Source organism: Microcoleus sp. w1-18aA5, from assembly GCF_036701705.1.
Taxonomy (GTDB): Bacteria; Cyanobacteriota; Cyanobacteriia; order Cyanobacteriales; family Microcoleaceae; genus Microcoleus.
This window is the reverse complement of sequence record NZ_JAUPTE010000038.1, coordinates 36,497-61,847: the sequence shown is the minus strand read 5'-3', so window position 1 is coordinate 61,847 and position 25,351 is coordinate 36,497. Positions and strand designations below refer to the sequence as shown.

18 protein-coding genes and 1 tRNA gene are annotated in these 25,351 nt (G+C 45.4%); 16 read left to right on the top strand and 3 right to left on the bottom strand.

Features of this window, described 5'->3' with window-relative positions; genetic code table 11:
- Positions 1-261 precede the first annotated feature (261 nt).
- A tRNA-Ser gene (locus tag Q5691_RS15600) sits at positions 262-346 on the bottom strand.
- 214 nt (positions 347-560) lie between these two features.
- Between Q5691_RS15600 and Q5691_RS15595 the strand changes: the two genes are divergently transcribed.
- From Q5691_RS15595 to Q5691_RS15580, 4 genes are all read left to right on the top strand, one after another.
- Positions 561-929 carry a 2Fe-2S iron-sulfur cluster-binding protein gene (locus Q5691_RS15595; RefSeq protein ID WP_333073886.1) on the top strand — a complete coding sequence of 123 codons (369 nt, stop codon included), beginning with the start codon at positions 561-563 and terminating at the stop codon, positions 927-929.
- 34 nt (positions 930-963) lie between these two features.
- The gene (locus Q5691_RS15590; RefSeq protein ID WP_333310367.1) at positions 964-1,479 is read left to right on the top strand and encodes a thermonuclease family protein; all 516 of its coding nucleotides are present in this window, start codon (positions 964-966) and stop codon (positions 1,477-1,479) included.
- 219 nt (positions 1,480-1,698) lie between these two features.
- Positions 1,699-2,514 carry an inositol monophosphatase family protein gene (locus Q5691_RS15585; RefSeq protein ID WP_333345543.1) on the top strand — a complete coding sequence of 272 codons (816 nt, stop codon included), beginning with the start codon at positions 1,699-1,701 and terminating at the stop codon, positions 2,512-2,514.
- A 101-nt stretch (positions 2,515-2,615) separates the two neighbouring features.
- Entirely contained in the window at positions 2,616-3,539 is a 924-nt protein-coding gene (locus Q5691_RS15580; protein WP_333345541.1) for a tetratricopeptide repeat protein, read from the top strand.
- A 77-nt stretch (positions 3,540-3,616) separates the two neighbouring features.
- On the opposite strand, the gene Q5691_RS15575 is transcribed toward Q5691_RS15580, so the two are convergent.
- A complete protein-coding gene (locus Q5691_RS15575) occupies positions 3,617-3,742 on the bottom strand; it encodes a hypothetical protein (RefSeq protein WP_333345540.1) in 126 nt (41 codons plus the stop codon).
- A gap of 255 nt (positions 3,743-3,997) precedes the next feature.
- Between Q5691_RS15575 and Q5691_RS15570 the strand changes: the two genes are divergently transcribed.
- The 5 genes from Q5691_RS15570 to moeB all read left to right on the top strand — a co-directional run bounded on the left by Q5691_RS15570 (position 3,998) and on the right by moeB (position 8,265).
- Complete coding sequence (locus Q5691_RS15570) at positions 3,998-5,233, top strand: ATP phosphoribosyltransferase regulatory subunit (RefSeq protein ID WP_333345538.1); 1,236 nt, start codon at positions 3,998-4,000, stop codon at positions 5,231-5,233.
- 144 nt (positions 5,234-5,377) lie between these two features.
- On the top strand, positions 5,378-5,605 hold the full coding sequence (locus Q5691_RS15565; RefSeq protein ID WP_333164293.1) for a ferredoxin family protein: 228 nt from the start codon (positions 5,378-5,380) through the stop codon (positions 5,603-5,605).
- Between the two features lie 181 nt (positions 5,606-5,786).
- Entirely contained in the window at positions 5,787-6,398 is a 612-nt protein-coding gene (locus Q5691_RS15560) for a Uma2 family endonuclease (RefSeq protein ID WP_333345536.1), read from the top strand.
- Between the two features lie 135 nt (positions 6,399-6,533).
- Complete coding sequence (locus Q5691_RS15555) at positions 6,534-7,013, top strand: M67 family metallopeptidase (RefSeq protein ID WP_333345534.1); 480 nt, start codon at positions 6,534-6,536, stop codon at positions 7,011-7,013.
- 79 nt (positions 7,014-7,092) lie between these two features.
- On the top strand, positions 7,093-8,265 hold the full coding sequence (gene moeB / locus Q5691_RS15550) for a molybdopterin-synthase adenylyltransferase MoeB (protein ID WP_333209392.1): 1,173 nt from the start codon (positions 7,093-7,095) through the stop codon (positions 8,263-8,265).
- 145 nt (positions 8,266-8,410) lie between these two features.
- Here the strand turns inward: moeB and alaS are convergent, their stop codons facing one another.
- A complete protein-coding gene (gene alaS / locus Q5691_RS15545) occupies positions 8,411-11,062 on the bottom strand; it encodes an alanine--tRNA ligase (RefSeq protein WP_333345532.1) in 2,652 nt (883 codons plus the stop codon).
- 1,124 nt (positions 11,063-12,186) lie between these two features.
- On the opposite strand from alaS, the gene Q5691_RS15540 reads away from it, so the two are divergent.
- The 7 genes from Q5691_RS15540 (at position 12,187) to Q5691_RS15510 (ending at position 25,351) form a co-directional block, all read left to right on the top strand.
- Entirely contained in the window at positions 12,187-12,795 is a 609-nt protein-coding gene (locus Q5691_RS15540; protein WP_333345530.1) for a hypothetical protein, read from the top strand.
- Positions 12,796-12,801: 6 nt separating this feature from the next.
- The gene (locus Q5691_RS15535) at positions 12,802-15,501 is read left to right on the top strand and encodes an OmpA family protein (RefSeq protein ID WP_333345528.1); all 2,700 of its coding nucleotides are present in this window, start codon (positions 12,802-12,804) and stop codon (positions 15,499-15,501) included.
- A gap of 2 nt (positions 15,502-15,503) precedes the next feature.
- Positions 15,504-16,040: a Rab family GTPase gene (locus Q5691_RS15530; protein ID WP_333209385.1), complete on the top strand. Its 537-nt coding sequence runs from the start codon at positions 15,504-15,506 to the stop codon at positions 16,038-16,040.
- Positions 16,037-17,593: a PAS domain-containing sensor histidine kinase gene (locus Q5691_RS15525; RefSeq protein ID WP_333345526.1), complete on the top strand. Its 1,557-nt coding sequence runs from the start codon at positions 16,037-16,039 to the stop codon at positions 17,591-17,593. The genes Q5691_RS15530 and Q5691_RS15525 overlap by 4 nt, the downstream gene beginning before the upstream one ends.
- 57 nt (positions 17,594-17,650) lie before the next feature.
- Positions 17,651-20,437, top strand: coding sequence for an adenylate/guanylate cyclase domain-containing protein (locus tag Q5691_RS15520; RefSeq protein WP_333345525.1), 2,787 nt, complete (start codon positions 17,651-17,653; stop codon positions 20,435-20,437).
- Positions 20,438-20,520: 83 nt separating this feature from the next.
- Entirely contained in the window at positions 20,521-24,228 is a 3,708-nt protein-coding gene (locus Q5691_RS15515) for a PAS domain S-box protein (RefSeq protein WP_333345523.1), read from the top strand.
- 4 nt (positions 24,229-24,232) lie between these two features.
- Positions 24,233-25,351 carry an ATP-binding protein gene (locus tag Q5691_RS15510; protein ID WP_333345521.1) on the top strand — a complete coding sequence of 373 codons (1,119 nt, stop codon included), beginning with the start codon at positions 24,233-24,235 and terminating at the stop codon, positions 25,349-25,351.

Genomic DNA, 25,351 nt, shown 5'->3' with positions numbered 1-25,351 from the left:
GAATTTAACAGGATTTTCAATTCACATATCATTTTCAGTGTGTTTTGTCAACTCCTAATACTGAACCGACGCCCTAGTATTGGCATTATATCTGGGCGTATTTTTCCCCGCGATCGCCCGTAATTTACACTCAAAAATATAAAAGCGAGATCCCTTGATTTTTCTCAAAGAATTCAAGGGATCTCGCTCTAATCAAACTATTTATCTCATATCAGAGATTTTTTTTGCAAGCTGTTTTTTTTGCCTGAACAGCTTGTTTAACGGAGAGGGAGGGATTCGAACCCTCGTTAAGTTGCCCTAAACACACTTTCCAGGCGTGCGCCTTCAACCGCTCGGCCACCTCTCCAGGGCTAAATTAATTCATTTAGCCACAGCTAAACTATATTAACAGAACAAATCTGATTTGGGAAGGGGTAACGGCATAAATTTACTGTTTAATGTGGATAGGGTGTCAAACGAGCCGGCTTGGATTCTCCTACCTATGTCGCAAACCCCTTCATCTAAAGGAGTTTGCCCGCCAAACCCCAATCTAAAATCTAAAATCTAAAATCTAAAATTCCATGACTGACTCTTACACAATTAAAATTCATAACAGACAGACAGGCGATCGCCACACCGTGCGAGTACCCGAAGACCGCTACATCCTTCAAAGCGCCGAAAACCAAGGAGTAGAATTGCCCTTTTCCTGCCGCAACGGCGCTTGTACCGCCTGTGCGGTGCGCGTCAATTCGGGGGAACTGCACCAGCCAGAAGCAATGGGGCTTTCTGTGGAACTGCAAAAAGAAGGTTATGCCCTGCTGTGCGTCAGCTATCCCCGTTCCAACATCGAGGTAGAGACGCAAGACGAAGACGAAGTGTACGAACTGCAATTCGGTCGCTACTTCGGCAAAGGTAAAGTTAAAGCCGGTTTGCCGTTGGATGAAGAATAAGGCAATTTGATAAATAATCAACTACCAATTATCCATGCTTTATCGATTATGTGCGATCGCCCTTTGTCTGTTGTTAGCTAGCTGCCAAAAACCAGAAATGCCCCAAGGTACGATCGCCAAAGTAGAAAGGGCCATCAGCGGGCAAACAATCGAAGTTATCAGTACAGCCGACAAAATAGCCTTATTAGAACAAATCAGGCTGATTGGTATTGATGCACCGGATTTAAAACAGCAGCCTTGGGGAGAAGCAGCCAAACAAAGACTAGAACAGCTAACTAGGGGAAAACAGGTATTGTTAGAATCCGACATGGAACAGAAAGACCAGTTCGATCGCAAACTAGCCTACTTGTGGCAAGATAAAAATTTGCTCAACGAACAGCTAGTCAAAGAAGGTTATGCCCTGGCCTCGGTGCGATCGCCCAACACCAAATATCAGCAGCGACTCATCAACGCTCAAGAATGGGCGAGACTCATGGGTAAAGGCCTGTGGAATCCAGAACGAGCTTTGCGCCAAACTCCCGCAGAATTTCGGCAGCAAAATCGGAAATAGTCAATCGATTTTAGATTTTAGATTTTAGATTTTAGATTGAAGCATTGACCCCACCGATAAATTCGGGGGGCAAGTTTCATCGGGTACAGGTTTTTATTTCGGGACGGATGAATCACGTGGCGGGTATCGTGGATGCTTTCGGTCAGTTGGGAATTGTTGACAACTGACAACTGACAACTGACAACTGACAACTGACAACTGACAACTGACAACTAACAAATGACAGACAATCAACTGCAAAACTTCTTAGAAATAGCCACCGAAGCAGCCCTAGCCGCCGGTTCCGTCCTGAAATCTTTCTGCGGAAATTTAGAAAAAATTCAAGAAAAAGGCCGATCGGGCGATTTAGTCACAGAAGCCGATAAAGCCTCAGAAGCGGTCATCTTAGAAATTCTGGGCCGCCACGTACCCGACCACGCCATCCTCGCCGAAGAATCCGGCAAATTAGGGGATGCTAGCAGCAAATACCTGTGGGCGATCGACCCTTTGGATGGCACAACAAATTATGCTCACCAATATCCTTTTTGGGCCGTGTCGATCGGACTTTTAATCGACGGTATACCACAAATTGGAGTAATTTACGACCCTTTTCATAATGAATTGTTTCGGGCAGGCAAAGGATTGGGAGCAACCTGCAACCGTTTGCCGATCGAAGTTTCCCAAATCTCAGAATTGAGAACCAGCTTGCTAGTCACTGGCTTTGCATACGATCGACGGGAAACAGCAGACAATAATTATGCCGAATTCTGTCACCTCACCCACCTCACCCAAGGCGTGCGGCGCAGCGGTTCCGCATCCCTAGACCTCGCACACCTGGCGATGGGGCGATCGGACGGATACTGGGAACGGGGACTCGCCCCTTGGGACGTAGCAGCAGGTGTACTCATCGTCTCCGAAGCCGGAGGTCAAGTTACAGCTTATGACGGCAGTGCCTTTGAGATGAACTCGGGTCGGGTTTTGGCCACAAACAGCAAAATACACGCCGAACTCAGCAGCGCACTGCTAGCCGTTCCTCCCTTATCTTCTTGGAAGTAGCGCCCCCCAGCAATAGATCGGGGGTAGTACGGGGGTCAGAACCCCTTGACTCAAGCTACATTAAAGAATAGTGAAAAGCCAGGAAAGGAAGAGTAAAAGTTATGTCTTTTGAAATGACAAAAGGGCTGTTCAAGTATGACTTTACAGATCAGCACGCAATTTTGGGAATTCCCTTAGACGCCGAGTTTAACGACATCCGCAAGCGCTACATGAAAATCGCCCGCCGGTTGCATTCGGATACTTGCTCTTTTGAAAGCCAAGCAGATAAAGATTGGGCTAACCAATTTTTGTCAAAAGTAGTCAATCCGGCTTACAACAAATTCTCTAAGGAAAGCGATCGCAAAGAATACAGCCTGCTATTAGCAGCCATCGCCAAGCGCGTCGTTAAAGAACAGGCGAAAATGCACATTGAAAGCGAAGCAGCCAAACAGTTAGCTACCGCTAAAGATTGGGAAGAAGCTTACAAAACAGCAGTTAGCAAACTCGCTCTCAAGCAGTACGAATCAGTTAAGGAAACGCAAGAGGCGATCGATCAAATTAGCGAACTCAACATGGTTTATTTGCTGCGAAAAGAGCGCCTTGGTGGTGTTGGGATTACACCCGCTTCACCCATAAAAGATGCAACCCCAACCCCAACCCCAACCCCAACCCCAACCCCAACCCCAACCCCAACCCCAACCCCAACCCCAATTCCGGTCATAGACCCGCGAACCGACGCCTATTGTCGCCGAGCTCAAGGATTTATGGACAGCAAAAATTACGCTAAAGCAAGTTTGGAGTTGAGGGAAGCCCTGAAGCGCGATCCAAAACAAAGCAAGGCTCACGCTATGTTAGCAATGTGTTACCTTGAACAAAATCAAGCCACAATGGCAAAACTTGAGATGAACAAAGCTTTGGCATCAAATCCTGAAGAACCGACGGCTTTGGAGGTTAAGAAAAAGCTGGAACAAGCTTCCGCAAAAGCCAAAAAAGGTGACGAGAAACCAGGATTTTTTGCAAGTTTGTTTGGTGGGAAGAAGAAGTGAGAAGTTGTGAGTTGTGAGTCGGGAATATTTAGAAATTGGTAAACTGCTCAGCAGTGAAGTGATCTCGCTCAAAAGCATCAAGAACTGGTGAGATTACCTCGGAACCCAATCGGAATTGTACCGTCAGTGCGATCGTCCCGCGATCGTGGCTGCTCCAGAAAGAGCGGGACGATCGCACTGACGGGGAAAATGATTATTCCCATGCAAACCAAAACGCTATCACGCCTTAATTTGTTAAAGTCGAAGGTTAAGCTTGCCTGATTCGACTTTAACAGCCTCTCCTAAAGCTAAGCTTCTAAGCCCAATCTAAAATCTAAAATCTAAAATCTAAAATTGATATGACACATTAATTTGTTAAAGTCGAATGTTAAGCTTGCCTGGTTCGACTTTAACACCGTCCCCTAAAGCTAAGCTTCTAAGCCCAATCTAAAATCTAAAGTCTAAAATCTAAAATTGATATGGTTCACCAACCCCCATCCGGTGCAAGAGATTTATTGCCCCTTGACGTTGCTCAAAAAATTTCGATCGAACGGCGCTTACAGCAGGTTTTTCACCGCTGGGGCTATCACCGGATTATTACCTCTACTCTAGAAAGGCTGGAGACTTTGATGGCTGGGGGCGCGATCGACCGATCGACCTTAATTCAATTGCAAGACGCCGAGGATGGAGAACTTGGTTTGCGGCCGGAATTGACAGCATCCATCGCGCGCGCGGCTGCAATGCGGATGGCAGGGACTCGCTGGCAGCCTCAGCGCCTCTACTACAACGCTAACGTGTTCCGCAAAGGCCCAGATACTGGCTCAGGCGGGCAACAGGAGTTCTATCAAGCTGGCGTAGAGCTGCTTGGCGCGGGGGGGACGGTTGCGGATGCGGAAGTGCTGCTGCTGCTGTCTGAGTGCTTGCAGAGCTTGGAAATTGATGAGTGGCATTTGGTTTTGGGAGAAGCGGGCTTGACTGCAAGATTGCTGGAACCGTTTCCGCCAAACGTGCGCCAAAAAGTTCGGGGGGCGATCGCCAATCTCGATCGAATTGCTTTGGAAACTTTGCCGCTGTCAACGGAATTGCGAGAAAGAGCTCTGCTGTTGTTTGACTTGCGCGGCCGGCCAGAAGAAGTGTTGCCAATTGTTGCCAAGCTGGATTTAGATGTGCCGCAGCAAGCCGCGTTAAATAATCTCAAATCAGCGATCGAATTGCTGCACCAATGTCAGTCAAAAATTCCCAATCTCAAATCTCACATTCACCTCGATTTGAGTTTAATTCAAACATTTGACTACTACACTGGAATTGTGTTTGAAGTTGTCAGCAGCAGCAAGACAGGACAGCGAGTTTTAGGACAAGGGGGACGCTACGACCAACTGTTGGGACTGTTCGACCCGCAAGGGCAAAATTCCCCCGGCATTGGGTTTTGTCTAAATATTGAAGAGTTGCACCAAGTTTTGCTGACAGAGGGGCAATTGCCCAGCCAGACGCCAGCTAGCGACTGGTTGGTTGTGGCTCAAACTCCTGAAGCTAGTGCCGCCGCGTTTGCTTACGCTCGCAAACTCCGAGAGTCTACTCACCTAGTTCGGGTGGAAATAGATTTGGAGAGTCGGGAGACGGAGGAGGGGGCGCGGGAATACGCGCGCGATCGACGAATTGCTCAAATTGCTTGGGTAAATGTCGAAGGATTGCCAACAATTGAAACGGTAAATTAGGCTAATTGGTAATTGGTAATTAGTAGTTGGTAATTGGTTAAAAATCACCCGATATGATATTATGTATCCTGCTGATTCAGAGAAGGTTTTGCCAATTACTAATTGCTAATTCCCTATCTACCTAAAATCTTTAGAGAGAACACTATGGCACACACTATTGTTACGAATATTTGCGAGGGAGTTGCTGATTGCGTTGGCGCTTGTCCGGTTGCTTGTATTCATCCCGGCCCCGGCAAAAATGTCAAGGGGACTGATTGGTTTTGGATTGATTTTGATACCTGTATTGACTGCGGTATTTGTTTGCAGGTGTGTCCTGTCGAAGGTGCGATCGTTCCAGATGAGCGGCCTGAGTTGCAGCAAACTCCGACTTGATTGAATTAACTCTTTTTCCCCTTCTCTTCTCTTCCTTTGTGTCATAAGCGTCTTCGCGGTTCGTTAAATTTATATAGGAACTTTTTTAACGAACCGCAGAGGCCGCAGAGGACACAGAGAAGAAGTTGAGAAGGAACGAAAAAATCTAACGTTGAGATATCTTAAGTGCAGGTTATTAATTATGCTACTTTTAGATCCAAAAACTCTCGCTCCAGCGACTGAACAGCGCGTCATTCTATATGATGTGACTTGGGAACAATACGAGCAGCTTTCCGATATATTTGTCGATGAATTTCCCAGAATGACGTACTTGGAAGGAACGTTAGAAATTATTATGACAAATTCGCCAGAACATGAAAGGCTTAAAACAATTATTGCCCGGTTGATAGAAACTTATGCGTTTGAAAGGCTAATTAATCTCAACGGTTACGGAAATACTACATTTCGCCGCGAAGCTGTGAGACGGGGTGCGGAACCAGATGAGTGTTACTGTTTAGGTTTACTTGCAGAAGTCCCGGATATTGTGATAGAAATTGCTCTGACTAGCGGCGGTGTTGACAAGCTGGAGGTGTATCGCGGTTTGCAGGTTCCTGAAGTCTGGTTTTGGGCTAACGATCAATTTTCTCTTTACCACTTGCGGGAGTCTGGTTATGAGTTAATTTCCAGCAGTGAATTTTTGCCTGAGTTAGACTTTTCTGTATTGAGTCAATATGTAGGATATGTTAACCAAACAGAAGCTGTTATTGCTTATAGAAGTATTTTGCAAACAGCTACAGGAATGTCAAATCAATAGACATCTCCAGAAAATCCATTATTGAACAGGCAAGATGCCTGTTCCACAATTAAAAAAAAGCCCGTGAAGCGTAGCTATCCCGCAGGGAATCGCACTTTACAAAAAAAACTACAATAAAATCTACAATAAAATCCTATGCAGCCGATCGCACTTTCCGACTCTCATATTTTATCCATGCGTACCCACGCCCAAAGCGCTTATCCTGAAGAATGCTGCGGTTTGTTGCTCGGTCGAGTTACTGGCGATGTTAAAAATATAGTAGAAGTTTGGCCGACTGAGAATGCTTGGAGTGCTGAGGCCCAGGAGAATTGGCCGGAAGAAAAAGGCTTGACAGAAAGACGCAGGTATGCTATTAGACCCGAAGATATGTTGCGGGCGATGAAACATGGGCGCGATCGCACTCTGGATATTATCGGTATATATCATTCCCATACGGATTGTCCCGCAGTGCCCTCAGAGTGCGATCGAACATTGGCCTGGGCCCAATACTCTTACATCATTGTGTCAGTCCGACAAGGCTGTTCAGAAGACCTCCGCAGTTGGAGTCTTGACGGAGAGGGGAACTTTCAAGCAGAGGAAATTCGCCTAGTGGAACCGACTGAGATTAAGAAATAATTAGTAAAAATAACAAACACGTAAAAATGCGAAAGATTCAGATAGGATGTAATTCAAAATCTGCGCTACACACAATATCATGCTAAATCCTAATCTGGAGGAGATCCAGCTCAACAAACAAGAATACGAACGCTACTCTCGCCACCTGATCCTGCCAGAAGTTGGATTGGATGGGCAGAAGCGTCTCAAAGCTGCCAGCGTGCTCTGCATCGGTACGGGAGGTCTCGGTTCGCCGTTGCTGCTGTATTTAGCAGCCGCCGGTGTTGGCCGCATTGGGATTGTAGACTTTGATGTTGTAGACCATTCCAATTTGCAGCGCCAAGTAATTCACGGCACTTCTTGGGTTGGGAAACCGAAGATTGAGTCGGCTAAAAATCGGATTTTAGAAATTAATCCTTTTTGTCAAGTTGATTTGTACGAAACTCGCGTTAGTTCGGAAAATGCGATCGACATTGCCACTCCTTACGATATCATTATTGACGGTACGGACAATTTCCCGACTCGCTATTTGATGAACGACGTTTGCGTGCTTTTAAACAAGCCCAACGTCTACGGTTCCATCTTCCGATTTGAAGGGCAAGCAACAGTTTTCAACTACGAAGGCGGCCCGAATTATCGCGATTTGTACCCGGAACCCCCGCCTCCTGGCATGGTTCCTTCTTGTGCCGAAGGCGGCGTTTTAGGCGTTTTGTGCGGAGTTGTCGGTTCTATCCAAGCAACGGAAGCTATCAAAATTATCTTGGGTCAAGGCACTACTTTGAGCGGCAGACTGTTGCTTTACAATGCCTTAGATATGACGTTCCGACAATTGAAACTGCGGCCTAATCCAGTGCGCCCGGTAATTGAAAAGTTAATCGATTACGAACAATTCTGCGGCATTCCTCAAGCAAAAGCGGAGGAAGCAAGCCAGCAAACGAAAATTCCTGAGATGACTGTCAAAGAACTTAAGGAGTTAATCGACAGCGGTGCGAAGGATTTTGTATTGTTGGATGTTCGCAATCCCAACGAGTATCAAATTTGTCAAATTCCTGGGTCGGTTTTGGTTCCTTTGCCGGATATCGAACACGGCGCAGGTGTCGCTAAGGTTAAGGAATTGTTGAACGGCCACCGCTTGATTGCACACTGCAAAATGGGCGGACGTTCTGCGAAGGCTTTGGGGATTTTGAAGGAAGCTGGAATTGAGGGGATTAATGTTAAGGGCGGAATTACTGCTTGGAGTGAAGAAGTAGACCCGTCTGTACCTCAATATTAAGTAGCAAAGCAGGACACGGCACTATGCCTTTCGTCGTGTCAATTTAAGCCGAAAGCCCGACAGGGGTTAAAACCCTGTCGGACTGCGGGTTTGACGTGTTTGTTGACATTAATGCACGGAATCGTGTCCCCACACAAAAGGCCGATTACCCCAATCCTTCAACTAACAAATTGCGAGCACTTTCCAACGCTTCCTGCAACTTACTTGCATCGCGTCCCCCAGCTTGCGCCAAATTCGGCCGCCCGCCGCCTTTTCCGCCGCAAATTTGAGCAATTCCCCCGATAAACTTGCCAGCTTGCAATCCTTTCTTATTGACTTCTGGACTAAAAGCTGCCACCAAACTTACCTTATCCGGTTCAGGAATTGATGCCAAAACAACCGCAGCATTTCCTAACTTTTGCTGCAATCTTTCCGCCGCAGTTTTCAGCGCCTCTGTATCCACATCTCCCAATTGAGCTACAATGATTTTGAATTCGCCGATCGCCTCCGCCGCACTCAGCAACTGGTCGGATTTCGCGATCGCCAATTCCGACTTCACAGCAGCCAAATGTTTCTGAGTATCCTTCAACTCATTCTGCAAATTAGTAATCCGGTTCGGCAATTCTTCAGGCTTAGCCTTAAATCGATCGCCCAAATCGCGTACCACCTTATCGCGCACATTCAAATAGTCCAAAACAGCTTGACCGGAAACCGCTTCAATCCTGCGAGTTCCCGCCGCTACCCCCGCTTCGGAAACAATCTTAAACAGCCCGATTTCTGCGGTATTGCTGACGTGAGTTCCGCCGCACAATTCCATCGAAACCCCCGGAAAATCGATTACCCGCACCACATCGCCGTACTTCTCGCCAAACATCGCAGTCGCGCCTTTTTCTCTCGCAAGGGCGATCGGCATTTCTGCAACGACCGCAGCGTGCGCCTCAGCAATCCAACTATTAACTAAATCCTCAATTTTCTGCAACTCTTCTGCTGTGACAGCGCGCGGAGAATTGAAATCAAACCGCAATCTCTCAGACGATACCAGCGAACCAGCTTGCGAAATCGAATCGTCTACAATTTTTCGCAAAGCTGATTGTAATAAGTGAGTTGCTGTGTGGTTAGCCTGAATTCGGCGGCGACCGCTATTGTCAATTTTCGCCGTAATACTATCGCCAACTCTCAGCGTTCCCCGTTCCACAAAGCCGAAATGCACGAAGAAATCCGATTCCTTCTTCACATCATCAACTCTTACTAACAAACCATCACCATTATCTCCGCTTTTCAAATAACCTTTATCCCCAATTTGTCCGCCGGATTCAGCATAAAACGGCGTTTGGTTCAAAACAACTTGTACCTCGGTACCTGCGGCTGCTTCCTCCACAGATTTGCCGTCAACCAAGATCACTTCCACCTCAGCTAAACTCGACAATTCAGCATAACCCACAAACTCAGTCCCTTGGATTGTTTCAGCCAACTTATCCAAAGAACCCTGCACAGTCAAATCGATTGTTTGGCGAGCATCTTTAGCGCGAGTTTGCTGTTCCTTCATCGCCGCTTCAAATCCGTCCAAATCCACAGAAATCCCCTGTTCCTCAGCAATTTCTTGAGTCAGTTCTAAGGGGAAACCGTAGGTATCGTAAAGAGTGAAAGCATCTTGACCGCTGATTTGTTGGTTTGCTTGCTGTTTTGTACGATCGACAATTTCCTCCAGCAGCTTCTCTCCGCGTTCCAAAGTCTTGAGAAACTGCGCTTCTTCCCTTGCCAATTCCGCCTTAATTTGAGCTTCCCGCCGCCGCACGTTCGGATAAGCAGCTTCCGAAAGGGCGATCGCACTTTCAGCCACCCGCACCGTAAATTCGCCCTGAATTCCAATCAGTCGCCCGTGACGCACCACACGGCGAATCAACCGGCGCAAAATGTAACCCCGACCAACATTCGACGCGCGAATTTCGTCCGCAATCATGTGCACCACAGCCCGAATATGGTCGCCAATTACTTTCAGCGAAACCTTGACTTTTTCATCGCTATTGTGGTAATCAATCCCGGCAATTTCCGCCGCCGATTGAATAATCGGAAAAATCAAATCTGTTTCGTAATTATTGGGGACTTTCTGGAGGATTTGCGCCATCCGTTCCAGTCCCATGCCAGTATCAATATTTTGATTTTGCAGCGGTGTTAAATTGCCCTCTGCATCTTTATTGTACTGCATGAAAACCAGGTTGTAGAATTCAATAAACCTGCTATCATCTTCGAGGTCAATATTGTCGCCTCTTTCTGGGTGGAAATCATAGTAAATCTCCGAACACGGGCCGCAGGGGCCAGTCGGGCCGGATTGCCAGAAATTGTCATCTTCTCCCATGCGCTGAATTCGATCGCCCGGAATGCCAATTTCATCGCGCCAAATTGCAAAAGCTTCGTCATCTTCTCGGAAAACGCTAACAACCAAATTCGACGCTGGTAAACCGAAAACTTCCGTGGAAAGTTCCCACGCCCAGGCGATCGCCTGTTTCTTGAAATAATCCCCGAAACTGAAGTTACCCAACATCTCAAAAAATGTGTGGTGGCGGGCGGTGCGGCCGACGTTTTCGATGTCGTTGGTGCGGATGCACTTTTGAGAAGTGGTGGCGCGCGGTGATTCGGCGGCGCGCTGTCCGAGAAATATCGGCTTGAATTGTAGCATTCCGGCGATCGTCAGCAACACTGTCGGATCTTCGGGCACCAAAGAAGCACTCGGCAAGATTTTATGTCCCCGCTGGGCATAAAAGTCGAGGAATGTTTGGCGGATTTGGCTGCCAGTGAGAAACTTAGGAGAAATAGTCATGACAAGAACTGTTAAGAATGTAAAGATGTAGCAACAATAGAATTTATAGGACTTACGCACGGGTGTCCAGGAACCGGGTTTTTTAACCAAAATACTTGCTTAAAATCCTCAATCTCGGTGAAAAAACCCGGTTTCTTTGTTCGGAGTGCGTGAGTGCTAACTTACATCTATGTGGATATTTATATCATTATACTTAGTAATGTAAAGACCTATCAAGTTTTGCAAATTGTGCTTTACTCCTCGGAAAGCTCATGCTAACTTAATAATAGACACCCGGACAGAAAGAGAAAGGAGGTCGCTATATTTAGAAAGAAAGTTCGAGGATATAGACATGGTGTCTCCGGTCTAGATTCCCAGGCGCAGCAGAAATTAACCGAACACAACTTGGAATAGTGGCGAACTGCCGATCGAGCAGTCAAGCCAAACCGCAGTCGAGTCAGACATAGTTGTAGTTGCGGATTAAAAGTAAAGCTGCAGAAGTTGTAAACCCTAGTAAGTAACAGTTCTCAACCGGAAACACATCTCGTTTGTTAGAAAAAACAAAGTTCTCATATTATTGGGTCTGATCGCTGTCGATCGGGCCCTATGAATTTTTATAGGGCGATCGCAGGAGAAGAGGCTTCGAGGGGGAGAGATGGGCCGAGTTCGGCTGTATAAGTGCTTTCTGCTCAAAGGCAACATCCCTCGGAGTCGATCGGCGAGCGATCTGTGCAGCTTTTGAGTTATATATTATATATAATGGGACGTGGAGCAAGCCCGCCCGCTTTTTGCCGGGACTCAAGCGCTGTGGTATGAGGCACTGTCAAGATGCGATATCATTGAGGATGTCAGTACAAGACATTAAAACCTACCCCGCTGTGCTGTATAGCAGCAAAATCTACGCTTCTAGGAGCTTGCTGCAAGCCAAGGATAGCCAACCGCCATTTTTGGTGACAAGACCAGGCTCAAAAATTTGAATCTCAGGATATTTAGAGTCAAGACTCTAAAAAATCCCATCCCCGACGCAGGGGTGAGAGTTCAAAAAATCAAAGCCCCCCCCACTCAAAAAAGCTAGTGCCACCAACAACGGTAGTAAATCACTAGCACAGTTCTTAAACTCACAATTTCCGGAGATTCCAGGTATTATGGCCGAAATAACTAAAGAAGAAATGCGCGAACGGCTGGGAAATATCGACCAGATCCGGGATATAATTTTTGGATCGCAGCTTAGAGAATACGACAATCGCTTCGATAAAATAGATTCCGACTTGTCGATGATGCAGCAAGATATGCAAACTCGCATCGAACAAGTAAAAACAGTTCTTTCAGGAGAAATGAGGGCTGCAGTTGATTCGTTAGAAAAAAAAGTTAAATCGCTCACATCAAACACCCAAGAAGAAAGCGCAGACATCCGTCAGCAAGTCGATCGCGTTAACCGCAAATTTTCCAGCAGCATGGAAGCCCTCGACGAGGCTATAGACAATCAAACCAGTTCGCTTCGCGACGAACTCTCCCAAACCAGAGAGCGACTATCTGAAGAAACCCGCACTTTGAAAACACAGGTTTTTGAAGAGCTCGATCGTCGCTTTTCTATGCTCAGAGATGTTAAAGTTTCCAGAGACGACATGGCAGAAATTCTGTTTGAACTCGGTATGAGGCTCAAAGGAACAGAATTTGTGCCCGAACTTAAAGGCGTTGCGGATAATAAGTTAAATAACGAATTTCTGTTGCCGGAGCGCCACCATCACGGATAATAACGCATGGCTTTACCGAAAGAAAATCCGGCTGACGAAAATGAGTTAGAGGGTTTTGTTTCTCAACCTGACGAGTCTGCTGCTGATGCAGCAACCCAGCTAGAACCCTTGCTGAATCTGTTAGTAGATCTCAAAATCTTTGCGGCTTCCAAGCAGCAAAATGCAGATCCCGAAGATGACAGCAGTGACGAAAATAATCAAGCTGGGGCCCTCGGCGGGTTGATGGATTTGTTAGGTATTTCTGAGCAAGCGCCAGAGGAAGTTGCAGCGAGTGTACCCGAAACTGGATCTAGCCAACCCGAGTCTAGCGATGCCCCGTCTGTTGCAGACGAGTTCAAAAGTTTGCTATTCGCTACTCACAAACTCAACACTTCAGAACTGGAAAAAGACTATTCCTCAGCTAAAACTATAGATGTTTCCGCGATCGCCCAGCCGGATTTGGAGGAGGAATCACAGCCTGTCGCAGAATTGTCTAACTTGACAACGAAAGATTATTTACAGGAAGTACAGGGTGAAAAATCCCACGGGTTCGATCGGCATTTACAGGATGTTTCCGCTTCCGAAACTGAGTCAAAATCCTCGGAAATTCCCGATAATCCCATAGTTTCCACAGTCTCCAATCCACTAGAAACTGGATATTTAGATGCTGCGATGGCTTCGGCTCTAGAAATCCCAAACTTACTAGAACAGCCGACAGAAATATTAGACCAAATTAAACAGGACTTAAATCAAGCCGACAGCGCCATGGAAACGCTGCAAAATCTGATTTTCGGCTCAAAAATCTCGGATATCGAGCAAGTCAAAAATCTGCTGGCAGAAAACGATTTGCCGGGGGTGCGCCACCTGATGGCAACAATCGACGATAAATTAGGGAAATTGGAGCACCAAATCTACGAGCCCCAAGAGTTGATTGAGTTGATGTTGCCTTGGATCGCAGAAATTCTCAGCCGCAAAATTGCTGATTCGAGAGAAGAAGTTGTTAAGGCGATCGGGCCAATTATTGACGAAGTGATTAGGGCAAAAACTCAGGAAAACAAGTCAGCAATGAGTGCGGCAATAGCTGAGCTCCTTCCCGACGCGCTTGCTCAACAAATAGTGAATTCCCCAGCGGATATTGCTAAGGCGATCGCCCCAGAAATCGGTATGGCAATTAAAGAGCAAATTCGCCTTGACCAAGAGTCGATCGCCCAAGCCCTCGCCCCGGAAATGGGCAAAGCGATTACAGCCCAAATAAAACTCGAACGCGACTCTATGGTGGATGCCCTCTATCCCGTAATTGGCAGTACAATTTCCCGATACATGGCAGAAGCTATCAAGACAATCAATGAAAAAGTGTCAAATGCCATCAGCGTCGAAGGATTCCAGAGAAAAATTCGCTCCAAAGTACAAGGAGTCTCCGAAGCTGAATTAATCCTCAAAGAATCAGTACCCTTTACCGTCCAAGCAGCCTTCTTAATTCACAAAGCATCAGGCTTGATAATTTCCGAAGTTCAAAACACAGAAAGCTACCAGTTAGAATCCGAAATGGTAGCAGGAATGCTCACAGCTATTCGCAGCTTTGTTAACGAGTGTATCGTGCAGCCGGGGGAATCTTCCGAACTAAATCAAATTGAATACGGCGACTCAAAAATTATCCTCGAAGTAGCGGGATATTGCTACATGGCCGTCGTGATTAAAGGAGAACCGCCAAACTTGTTCATCCAAAAAATACGACAAACCGTTAGTAATCTCATTCTTAATTATGCTGAAGTAATTCACGAGTTTAACGGCGACCCCGGTACTATACCGGAGTCGCTGCACCCGTGTATAAAAACTTTATTCGATCCGCTACAAACGGAAAAATCAACAAAACCCCCGATCGCCCTAGCTGCTATCAGTTTAGCCGCCTTGAGCTTAATCTTAGTACCTTGGGGAATTTATCAGTACCGCAGCAGCGTTGAGCGCCGCCTCGAAGCCAATGCCATCGCAGCTTTAGCATCAACTCCCGAATTAGCAGTTTACCGCTTAGATGTTGCAGTTGATGGCAAAACATTAAAGTTAACCGGAAAGTTGCCCAATCAAGAATTGCGGGAACAAGCTGCAAAAATAGCCGCATCAACTGCACCGAAATTGCAATTAGATAATAAAATTATAGCTGTAGATGTTCCCCCTGATCCAGTTTTGACGGCGGCTGAGGTGCAGCGGATTACCGCTGTTTTGAATCAGAAAGAAGGCGTTTCTATTTCGACGCGGTATAGCGATCGTAAAGTGACTGTCGAGGGGACAGTTAGAGAGGGTGCAGACGGACAGAAAATAGCTCAGTCCCTGAAGCAAATTCCCGGTGTTCAATCGGTGATTAGCACAGTTAAATTAGAGCCGCTGAAAATTACAACCCGCATCTACTTCCAGCAAGGAACGGCAACATTAGACTCAACATACGAAGAAATGATCGCCAGTGTCAAAAATTTCATGGATCAATATCCTCAAAAACAGATTAAGATAATTGGGCACAGCGATCGAACTGGGGAAATTGCTACAAATCAACAGTTGTCCATCAGGCGTGCCACAGCAGTGCGAGATGTTTTGGTGCGGCAAGGTGCTGACCCGAAGCGTCTCCAAACGGTTGGCATCCCCCATCCTCCTGCCGACGTGGAACCCAATCAACCACGACTTTTAAGCAGATGCGTGGTATTTGAACCAATAACTAAGACCATAAACAGTAAATAATTATGTCAGTTACTATATCTAAAAAAATGTGTATGATCGGCGATTTTGGCGTGGGTAAAACTAGCCTAATCCGCCGTTTTGTCGATCGGCAATTCAGCGACCAATACCTCTCCACTGTGGGAGTAAAAATTTCTAGCAAAATCGTAGAATTAGAAGGGGTAAAACAGCGGGAAAACGTGACTGCAAAGTTGCTGATTTGGGACTTAGAAGGACATACAAAATTCAAAGGAATAGCACCGACTTACTTACAGGGAGCTAGCGGCGTTTTAATAGTTGCCGATGTCAGCCGCTCCGAAACCGTTGAGCGAATCTCCGAACACATTCAGCTTTATTCTTCGGTCAACCCTAAAGGGTCAATTATCGTCGCTTTGAACAAAGTAGACTTGGTTGACGAGGAAAAATTGGCGCTGCTAGTGGAAATGTCCCATTCGATAGGTCAAGACAAAGTAATAGCAGTTTGCACAACATCTGCTAAAACAGGCAAAGACGTTGACGAAATTTTCTACAAACTAGCTTACACAATGGTAGAACAAGTATGAACCCCCTGTTAAGAAAGCTGTTGGGCCCGCGACAAACACAGTATTTTCTAGTAAATCACCATTTCATCATTCAGGAAACCTCCGCCGAAGTGCAGCATTATGCCGATACTCCGGGCGACGCGATACCCGGTGCAGATGCTCGCCTGAGTTTTCCCGAACTGATTGGCATTGAAAATATCCTCATGTCTATCATTATGGGACGGCTGCCCGGTTTTGAAGTCAAAGGTATCGCTCGGTTTGCCGACCAGAACCGCCCTTTATACTTTGATATGTTGGCTATCAAATATGAAGAGGAACAAGAAGATTTGCCAAGTAAATTGCTAATTTTGATTGAAGATACCACCGAAAAGATGGTAATGAAGCAATCGTTGATTCAGAGGGCGAATGAAGCTAATCTTTTGGTTAGTGCCTTAGCCGCTTCTAAAGATTATATAGATAAAGTTATTCGTTCGATGGGCGATGCTTTGTTGGTGACAACTACATTAGGAACTATCAAAACAATCAATCAATCGGCACAATGGTTATTTGGGTATAGCGAAGCAGAATTCATTGGCAAACCCCTGTCTTTAATACTAGCAGAAGAAAAATTAATTTACCAAGCTCGCCATAGCTATATTTTGTCTCAAAAAGAGCTGCGTAGAGAACTAGAAATAGTCTGCACTACTAAAGCAGGAGAAGAAATTTGGGTAGAATTTTCCTGTTCGGCAATTCAGACAGAATTAGAGGGACTTTACGATTTCATTTATATAGGTAGGGACATCACAGAACGCAAACAACAAGAAATAGAAATTCGCCGGTCTTTGGCAAAAGAGCAAGAACTCAGACAGGTAAAATCTCGTTTTTTCTCGATGATTGCTCACGAATTCGGCAATCCTTTAAGTACAGTATTGTTTGCTACTAAAATTCTCCAAGACTACGGCGACGACCTCACCCACGCGGAAAAACAACAATACCTGCAACACGTTAAATCAGCATCTCAACAAATGGTTCAGCTATTAGATGACGTGCGGTTGCTCAGCAGCGCCGAAGCAGGAAAACTCGAATTCTATCCCGCACCAGTCAACTTAAAAAAATTTTGCAGCGAGTTAGTAGAATCAATTAAAATTAGTTATGGAAAAAATCATACAATTAATTTTATTTATCAAGAATTAGTTACGCCCGCGACACAAAATGATATCGACTCGCAGGAAACGCAACAGTTGCCCGCACTAGATCCCAAATTGTTGCGGCACATCTTGACAAATTTGCTGTCAAATGCGGTCAAATATTCGCCCCTCGACAGCCATATTTATTTTGAATTAAATTGTCAGAATAATGAAGAAGCTAAATTTAAAATTAAAGATGCAGGCATTGGCATTCCTCTAGAAGACCAAGAACAACTCTTTGAATCTTATTATCGAGCCAAAAATGTCGGAAAAATACCGGGTACAGGACTGGGTTTATCGATAGTCAAGCAGTGTGTAGATTTGCACGGAGGTCAAATCGAATTTTCCAGCAAGATAGGGTTAGGCACTACCTTTTTAGTCAGAATTCCCTTTGAGAAACAGAGATAAATAGATTCACTTTCGATAATTAGATCCAGAGGGCGCATTCAACACTAAAAATCTCACATGAAAACCTTGTTAAAAAAACTGTTAGTTCCACACCACTTGGAGTACCTAGCACTGGATAAAAACTTTTTAATCCAAGAAATCTCTCTGCAAGTGCAGCGGTTTGCAGACTGTCCCGAAGAAGTAGTCGCCGGCAACGATGTTCGCATTCCCTTTCCAGAATTAGTGGGAACTGAAGAAATTTTAATCGATATTTTTGAAAAACGGTTGCCAAATTTTGAATTAAAAGCGATCACGCGACTATTGGAGAATGGTTCGCGGCTTTATTTTGATATGTATATTGTCGAGTTCACCAATGAGGAAAATCATCATAGATTAATTATATTTTTTCAAGACGTAAGCGACAGGATGGCTTTAGAACAAACTCTCGTCCAAGCTACCAATGAAATGGATATTTTATTGAGTACCTTAGCGGCTACTAATAATTATGTTGAAAAAATTATTAGTTCAATGGCCGAAGTTTTGTTGGTAACAACAGCATCGGGAAAAATTAAAAAAGTCAATCAAGCTGCTCAAGATTTGTTCGGTTACAGTGAATCAGAATTAGTAGGTCAGCAAATAGACGCTCTTGCTGCTTTTGGCTCCTCTTTGCAAGCAGTTAGCCAAGATGAGCCTCAACAATCGCCAACTCACGCGGAAGTAATTTGCACGGCAAAAACCGGAGAAAAGCTAACAGTTTCGTTTTCCTGTACGGCGATTTCGACTGACATTAAAGGTATTTCTGGCTCTTTACCCGCCCTTCAAGATTTCGTGTACATCGGCCGCGATGTCACAGATAGACAGCGCGCCCGCCAGCGACAAATAACTCAGTACGTCGCCACTCGCATCCTGTCGGCATCCGAAACCATCAAAAAAGCTATAGCAGCAATTCTCCCCGTAATTTGCGACAGCTTGGGATGGGATACGGCCGAACTTTGGATGCCCGAATCTGGGGAAAAACTGCTGTCAGAAACTAAGAGAATAACTGCGGTTTCCGATCCCAATTTGCTTCGGTGCGTCGCCAGTTGGACAAAACGCTCAGTTTCTATCCCCAAGTTTGCCGAATTTACCGAACAAATGACTTGTGCGTTTGGCGAAGGATTACCCGGTTTTGTTTGGGCCAGCGGTTCCTCTCAGTGGATTGCCGATGTCACAAAAAGCGACAGTTGTATGCGCCGCGAAATCGCTGCTGAAGAAGGACTACACGGAGCTTTTGGTTTCCCAATTTGGGGCGACTATGACCCTGAAAATTCTGCAAAGTCTGTGTTGGGGGTGATGATTTTATTCAGCCGCGAAGTGCAGTGTTTTGATGAAGAATTGCTCCAGATAATGGCAACTATCGGCTCCCAACTAGGTCAATTTATTAAGCGTAAGCAAGCGGAAATAGCTTTGCGGGAAAGCGAAGAACAACTGCGAGACTTATTTGAAAATGCTACTGATTTGATTCAAAGTATTGGAGAGGACGGTCATTTTTTGTATGTAAATCGGGCTTGGCGAGAAACTCTGGGCTACAGCGAAGCAGAAATTGATCAAATGACTGTTTTTGATATCATTCATCCGAACAGTTCCCCCGAATATCTGGATATATTATATCAAGCTATCACTCAAAAAACAGTTAATGAAAATACATTATATCCAGATTCGATTGAACTAATATTTGTCACTAAACATCGTGAAAAGATTTTGCTAGAAGGTAGCATAAGCTGTAAATTTGCGGCAGGTTCCCTAGTAGCAATTCGCGCTATTTTGCGAGATATTACTGCTCGAAAAATGGCCGAAGACGCTCTAGCAAAATCTGTGTCCCTACTGCTAGCAACTTTTGATTCTACTGCGGACGGTATTTTAGCGATTGACAGGAGTGGAAAAATTGTCACTTTCAATCGACAATTTGTGGAAATGTGGGGCATACCCGATGAAGTGATGGCACTGCGAGACGACGCCACAACGATCGCCTTTGTCCTGAACCAACTCAAAGAGCCCCAAGCATTCCAAGAGAGAATAGAATCGCTTTACGATCAGCCAGAAGCCGAAAGTTACGACTTGTTGGAATTTCAAGACGGCAGGTTTTTTGAACGCTATTCGCAACCGCAGCGGCTGGGAGATACAATTATCGGGAGAGTCTGGAGTTACCACGACATTACGGAACGCAAGCAAGCAGAAGATGCCCTGCGGGAAGAACAAGAAAAATCAGAAAAGCTGCTGTTAAATATCTTGCCCAAGGCAATAGCAGAACGCCTCAAGCAAAACGAAACTACTATTGCCGAATACTTTCCTGAAGTGACTGTTTTGTTCGCAGACATTGTGGGGTTTACTACTTTGTCGGCCGTCATGAATCCGATCGACCTTGTGGAGATCCTAAATAAGATTTTCTCAGGATTTGACCTTTTGTGCGAACAGCACGGCCTAGAGAAAATCAAGACCATCGGCGACGCATACATGGCGGTGGGAGGGCTCCCTGAACCCAGGGCAGACCACGCAGAGGCGATCGCCCAAATGGCCCTAGATATGCAAGCAGAAATAGCCCGATTTAATGCTAGCCATAATAAATATTTTAGCATCCGCATCGGGATTCATAGCGGCCCGGTTGTTGCCGGAGTAATTGGCATAAAAAAGTTTATTTACGATTTGTGGGGCGACACAGTAAATATTGCTTCTCGCATGGAATCTCACGGTTTGCCTTGGCGGATTCAAGTCAGCGAAACTACTTATAAGTTATTGGAACACAAATATGTATTTCAGGAGCGGGGAACTATTGAAGTTAAGGGCAAAGGGGGAATGAAAACTTATATTCTCCTTGGCATAAAATAAGGCAGCTCATCATTCCTCAGTCATCTGGCTGATGACGAAAAGTGTTGCTAAAGTTAATTAGCAATACTTTTTGACCAAGACTAATGGAACTTGCTAATTTGTCGGCCAATTTACGATCGCCCGACGAAGCTGTCGATCGCCACCCTGTGACGGTTGATCCCTCAACTTCGCTCCCAGAGGCGATCGCCCTGATGCGTCGGGCGATCGACCCTTGCCCACTGCCTAATGCCCCTGCACTTCCCGACTCAAACGAAACTTTAAAAGCATCGATTAGTTGCGTCTTAGTTGTCGATGAAAATCAGCTAGTCGGACTGCTAAGCCCGGAAGATGTGCTGAACTTAGCCGCGGCCGAATACGGATGGCAAGGCATGAAAGTTGCCGAGGCAATGACGCGGAATTTAATTGTCTTACAAGAATCAGAATTTACAGATATTACTACCGCATTCAAGCTATTTTGTCAATACTCGATCGATTGCTTGCCAATTGTAGATGAACGGGGCCAGCTCGTAGGTTTAATCAGTGAAAAAAGTATTCGCCCAGCAATGTATAGCTGGATAGAGGCACTGCATCAAGAAGTGGCAAAACTCCAGGAACAATGCGAACTGTTAGAGGGTAATTGTGAACTAGAAAAAGTCAGCGATCGCCAAAATGCCGAAAATGCCATGCGGCAGAGCGAGGCGCGCTACCTGGCGATTGTGGAAGACCAAACCGAACTGATTTGCCGCTACCTCCCCAACGGTAAAATAACTTTTGTCAATCAAGCTTACTGCCGTTATTTCGGCCTGCAGCAGTTCGACTTACTCGGCAAATGCTTCATGTCGCTGCTGCCAGAAGGAGACCGAGAAATTTTTCAACAGCAATATACTTCTGTGTCTCCCGAAAACCCTATTTTTACCTGCGAACATCGAGTAATTTTGCCGAGCGGGGAAATTCGCTGGCAGCAGTGGATCGATCGGGCTATATTCAACGAGAGCGGACAAATCGTCGAGTATCAAGCAGCAGGCCGGGATGTCACTGATCGCAAACAAGCAGAAATCGCTTTGCAGCAGCTCAATACAGAGTTAGAACGGAGAGTGCAGCAGCGGACACAATGGTATGAAATGGCAGTATCGGCCGGCAAAGTGGGGGTTTGGGACTGGAATTTGGAAACCGACGAAATCTACATTGCTCCGTCTTTGAAAGCTTTGTTGGGCTATCAGGACGCAGAGATTCCTAACCGCATGGAAAATTGGGCGTCTCACGTTCATCCCGACGATCAAGTTGCCGTCGCCGAAGCAGTAAATGCTTATCTAGAGGGTGTGACAGAAATTTATGAAGTAGAACACCGGATGGTGCGTAAAGACGGCAGCACCTGCTGGATACTTGCCCGCGGCAGCGCGATCCGATCGCCTTCTGGCAAGGCATTACGCCTGACTGGCACTGACACCGACATTACCGATCGCAAATTGACCGAAGAAAAACTTCAAAACTCCGAAGCCGAACTGCTGGCGCTGTTTAACGCCATGACGGATATCGTGCTGGTTTTCGATGCAAGCGGTCGCTACCTCAAAATCGCCCCCACGGCTCCCGAACTGCTGTACAAACCTGCTCCGGAAGTGCTGGGCAAAACCCTCGCCGAAATCTTCCCAGAAGCGGAAGCTAATTTTGCCCTCGCCCACATTCGCCAAACATTAGCATCTGGGGAAACCCACAGAGTTGAATACAGCATGGAAATTGGCTGCAAATTATTTTGGTTTGATGCCAGTATTTCGCCACTGGATTGTGATCGGGTGATGTGGGTAGCCCGAGACATTACCGCTCGCAAACACGCAGAAGCTGCATTGCAAAAGAGTGAGGAAAAGTTTCGCAACTTATTTGACGATGCTCCGATCGCGCTTGGTTTGGCAACCGTGCGCGACTACCGCACGATCAAAGTTAATGAAGCTCACCGCCAGATGTTGGGCTACAGCGATTCGGAGTTGGCTAGCATGACTTTTAGTGAACTCACGCATCCAGAAGATGTACACGCAGATGTAGAGGAAGTCAAGCAGTTGATCTGCGGCAAGATTTCTCGCTTCCAAAGGGAAAAACGCTTGATTAAGAAGAATGGCGAGCTGATGTGGGCAAACTTAACGGTGACGCTGATCCGCGATCGCGAGGGCATTCCTCTCTACAGTATGGGGGCGATCGAAGATATCAGTTATCGTAAGCGAGCAGAAATGGAATTTCAGCAGTTAAAAGAACGCCTGCAATTTTTGCTGGGTTCTAATCCGGCGGTAATTTTTACCGCCGCACCGACGGGGGACTTTTGTACTACTTACATCAGCGACAACGTTCAGACAATCGTTGGCTACTATCCCCAAGAATTGTTAGCAGATTGTAAATTTTGGTCGAGCCGGATTCACCCTGAAGATAGGCCACAATTTCTAGTAAATTTTTTGGATTTGTCCGAGGAAAGAAATTGCATTTGCGAGTATCGTTTTCTACACCAAGACGGAAGTTACCGCTGGCTAAGGACGGAACTAAAATTATTGGTTGACAGCATGGGCATTCCGATCGAAATTATTGGTTATGCCGCTGATATTAGCAATTCTAAATACGCCGAACTCGCTAGAGGGCAGCAGTTCGAGCAAGAACGGCTTGTGGAGGCGATCGCCCGTCGTGTCCGCCAGTCTTTGCAATTAGAGGAAATTCTTAACACCACGGTTGCCGAACTCCAGCAAGTATTATTAGCCGATCGAGTTTTGGTTTATCAACTTTTACCCAAAAGCGGCGGGCGAGTCATTGCTGAAGCCGTGGCAGAAGGATGCAGCCAACTCATAGATAGATGTTTTGGCGAAGAGGTTTTTCCCCCTGACAGTTATCAGCTTTATTTGCAAGGGCGAATTTCTGCAATTTCCGAACTGGATTCTCCCAGCATTACACCTTGTGTGATGGAGTTTATGAAACAAATTCAAGTTAAGGCAAAGTTAGTAGTGCCGATTATTCAGCACAGCAAACTTTGGGGATTGCTGATTGCCCATCAATGCGATCGACCTCGTGATTGGAAAGAATGGGAAATCAATTTATTTCAGCAGTTGGTGAATCAATTGGCGATCGCCATTCAGCAATCTCTACTTTACCAGCAACTGCAAGCTGAACTGAGCGATCGCAAACAAGCGGAAGCAAATTTGAAAAACTCCCTCAGAGAAAAAGAAATTTTGCTCAAAGAAATTCACCACCGCGTCAAAAACAACCTCTGCGTAGTTGCTAGCCTGTTAGAATTGCAATCGAATACAGTTGCAGATCCGCAAGTAAGCAAAATGTTTGAAGAAAGTCAGAATCGCCTTTATTCTATGGCTCTGATTCACGAAAAACTGTACCGTTCGACTAATTTAGCGCAAATTAATTTTGGTGAATATCTCGAAGATTTGGTAAGTAATTTGTTTCACTCTTACAATATTAGCAACAACCAAATTCAGTTGCAGGTATTAGCTGAGCCAATTTCCCTAAATCTTGAAACCGCTACTCCCTGCGGTTTAATTGCCAATGAATTGGTTTCAAATACGCTGAAACACGCTTTTCCTGATGGCACAACTGGTACAGTTAGTGTAGAATGTTATCAAACGGGCGATCGAGAAATCAACCTCTTAGTTAAGGACAACGGCATTGGCTTTCCTCAAAAGTTAGATTTTCGGAAAACTCACTCGATGGGGTTTCAAGTTGTCTGCACTTTAACCGAGCAGTTAGAAGGAACTATCGAAATATCCCGAGAATTTGGTACATCCTTTCACTTAAAATTTAACGAATTAAACTACTTTCAAAGATTGTAACAATATGAGTTTTGAGGAAAAACTAATTAAGATTTTGATTGTCGAAGACGAACTGTTAATTGCTAAAAATTTATCCCCAAAACTAGAGAAATTGGGATATCAAATCGCCGATATAGTTTCTTCAGGAGCGGATGCAATCCAGCGCGCCCACGAACTAAGACCTGATTTAATTTTAATGGATATAGTTATCAAAGGCGACATTGACGGCATAGAAACAGCAGAAATAATTAATCAAGAATTAGATATACCAATTATCTATACAACTGCCTATGCTGACGACGAAACTTTGCAGCGAGCCGAAAATACTGGTTCTTACGGCTACCTACTCAAACCTTTTAAAGAAAGAGAAATGCACGCCACTATCAAGATAGCATTGAGCAAACATCAAGAAGCAGTCAGGTTGAAAAAATTAATGGCGTTGGCAGCAGAAAAAAGCGAAAATAGATCGCGCTTTATTTCAATGGCTTACCACGATTTAAACACTCCTTTAACTACCATACAGTTATCGGCTGAAATGTTAGAAGATAGCGACTTGCAGAGAAACCCCGGAACTAGCAATAAAAATGTTGACCGAATTAAAAAAGCCGTCAGTAATATGAGTGGGCTGCTGGAAGATATTTTAATGCTTAGCAAAGCAGAATCCGGGAAAATTTCCTTAAACTTAAATCCGATCAATGCGACGGATTTATGCAATTCTATTTTAGAAGAACTGCAACCTATCGTCACCGACAAACACCTACTACATTTCCGCAGTCACACAAATCCGCTGCACGCCAATCTCGATGCCAAACTACTGCACCACCTTCTGACTAATTTGCTTTCAAACGCTATTAAATATTCTCCCAACGGTGGGAAGGTCAGTTTAGACTTAAGCTGCGAAAACCAACAAATAATTTTGTGCGTTCGAGATGAAGGAATTGGGATGACACCGGAATATCAAGGAAAACTATTTCAGCAGTTTGAACGGGGTGCTAATGTAGGCAAGATTAAAGGATCGGGTTTGGGACTCTGCATTGTCAAACACATCGTTGACCTGCACGGCGGTACAATAAGTGTGGAAAGTGCGATCGACAAAGGTACTACATTTATTGTCGCGCTGCCTTTTTTAGTCATTAGTGATTAG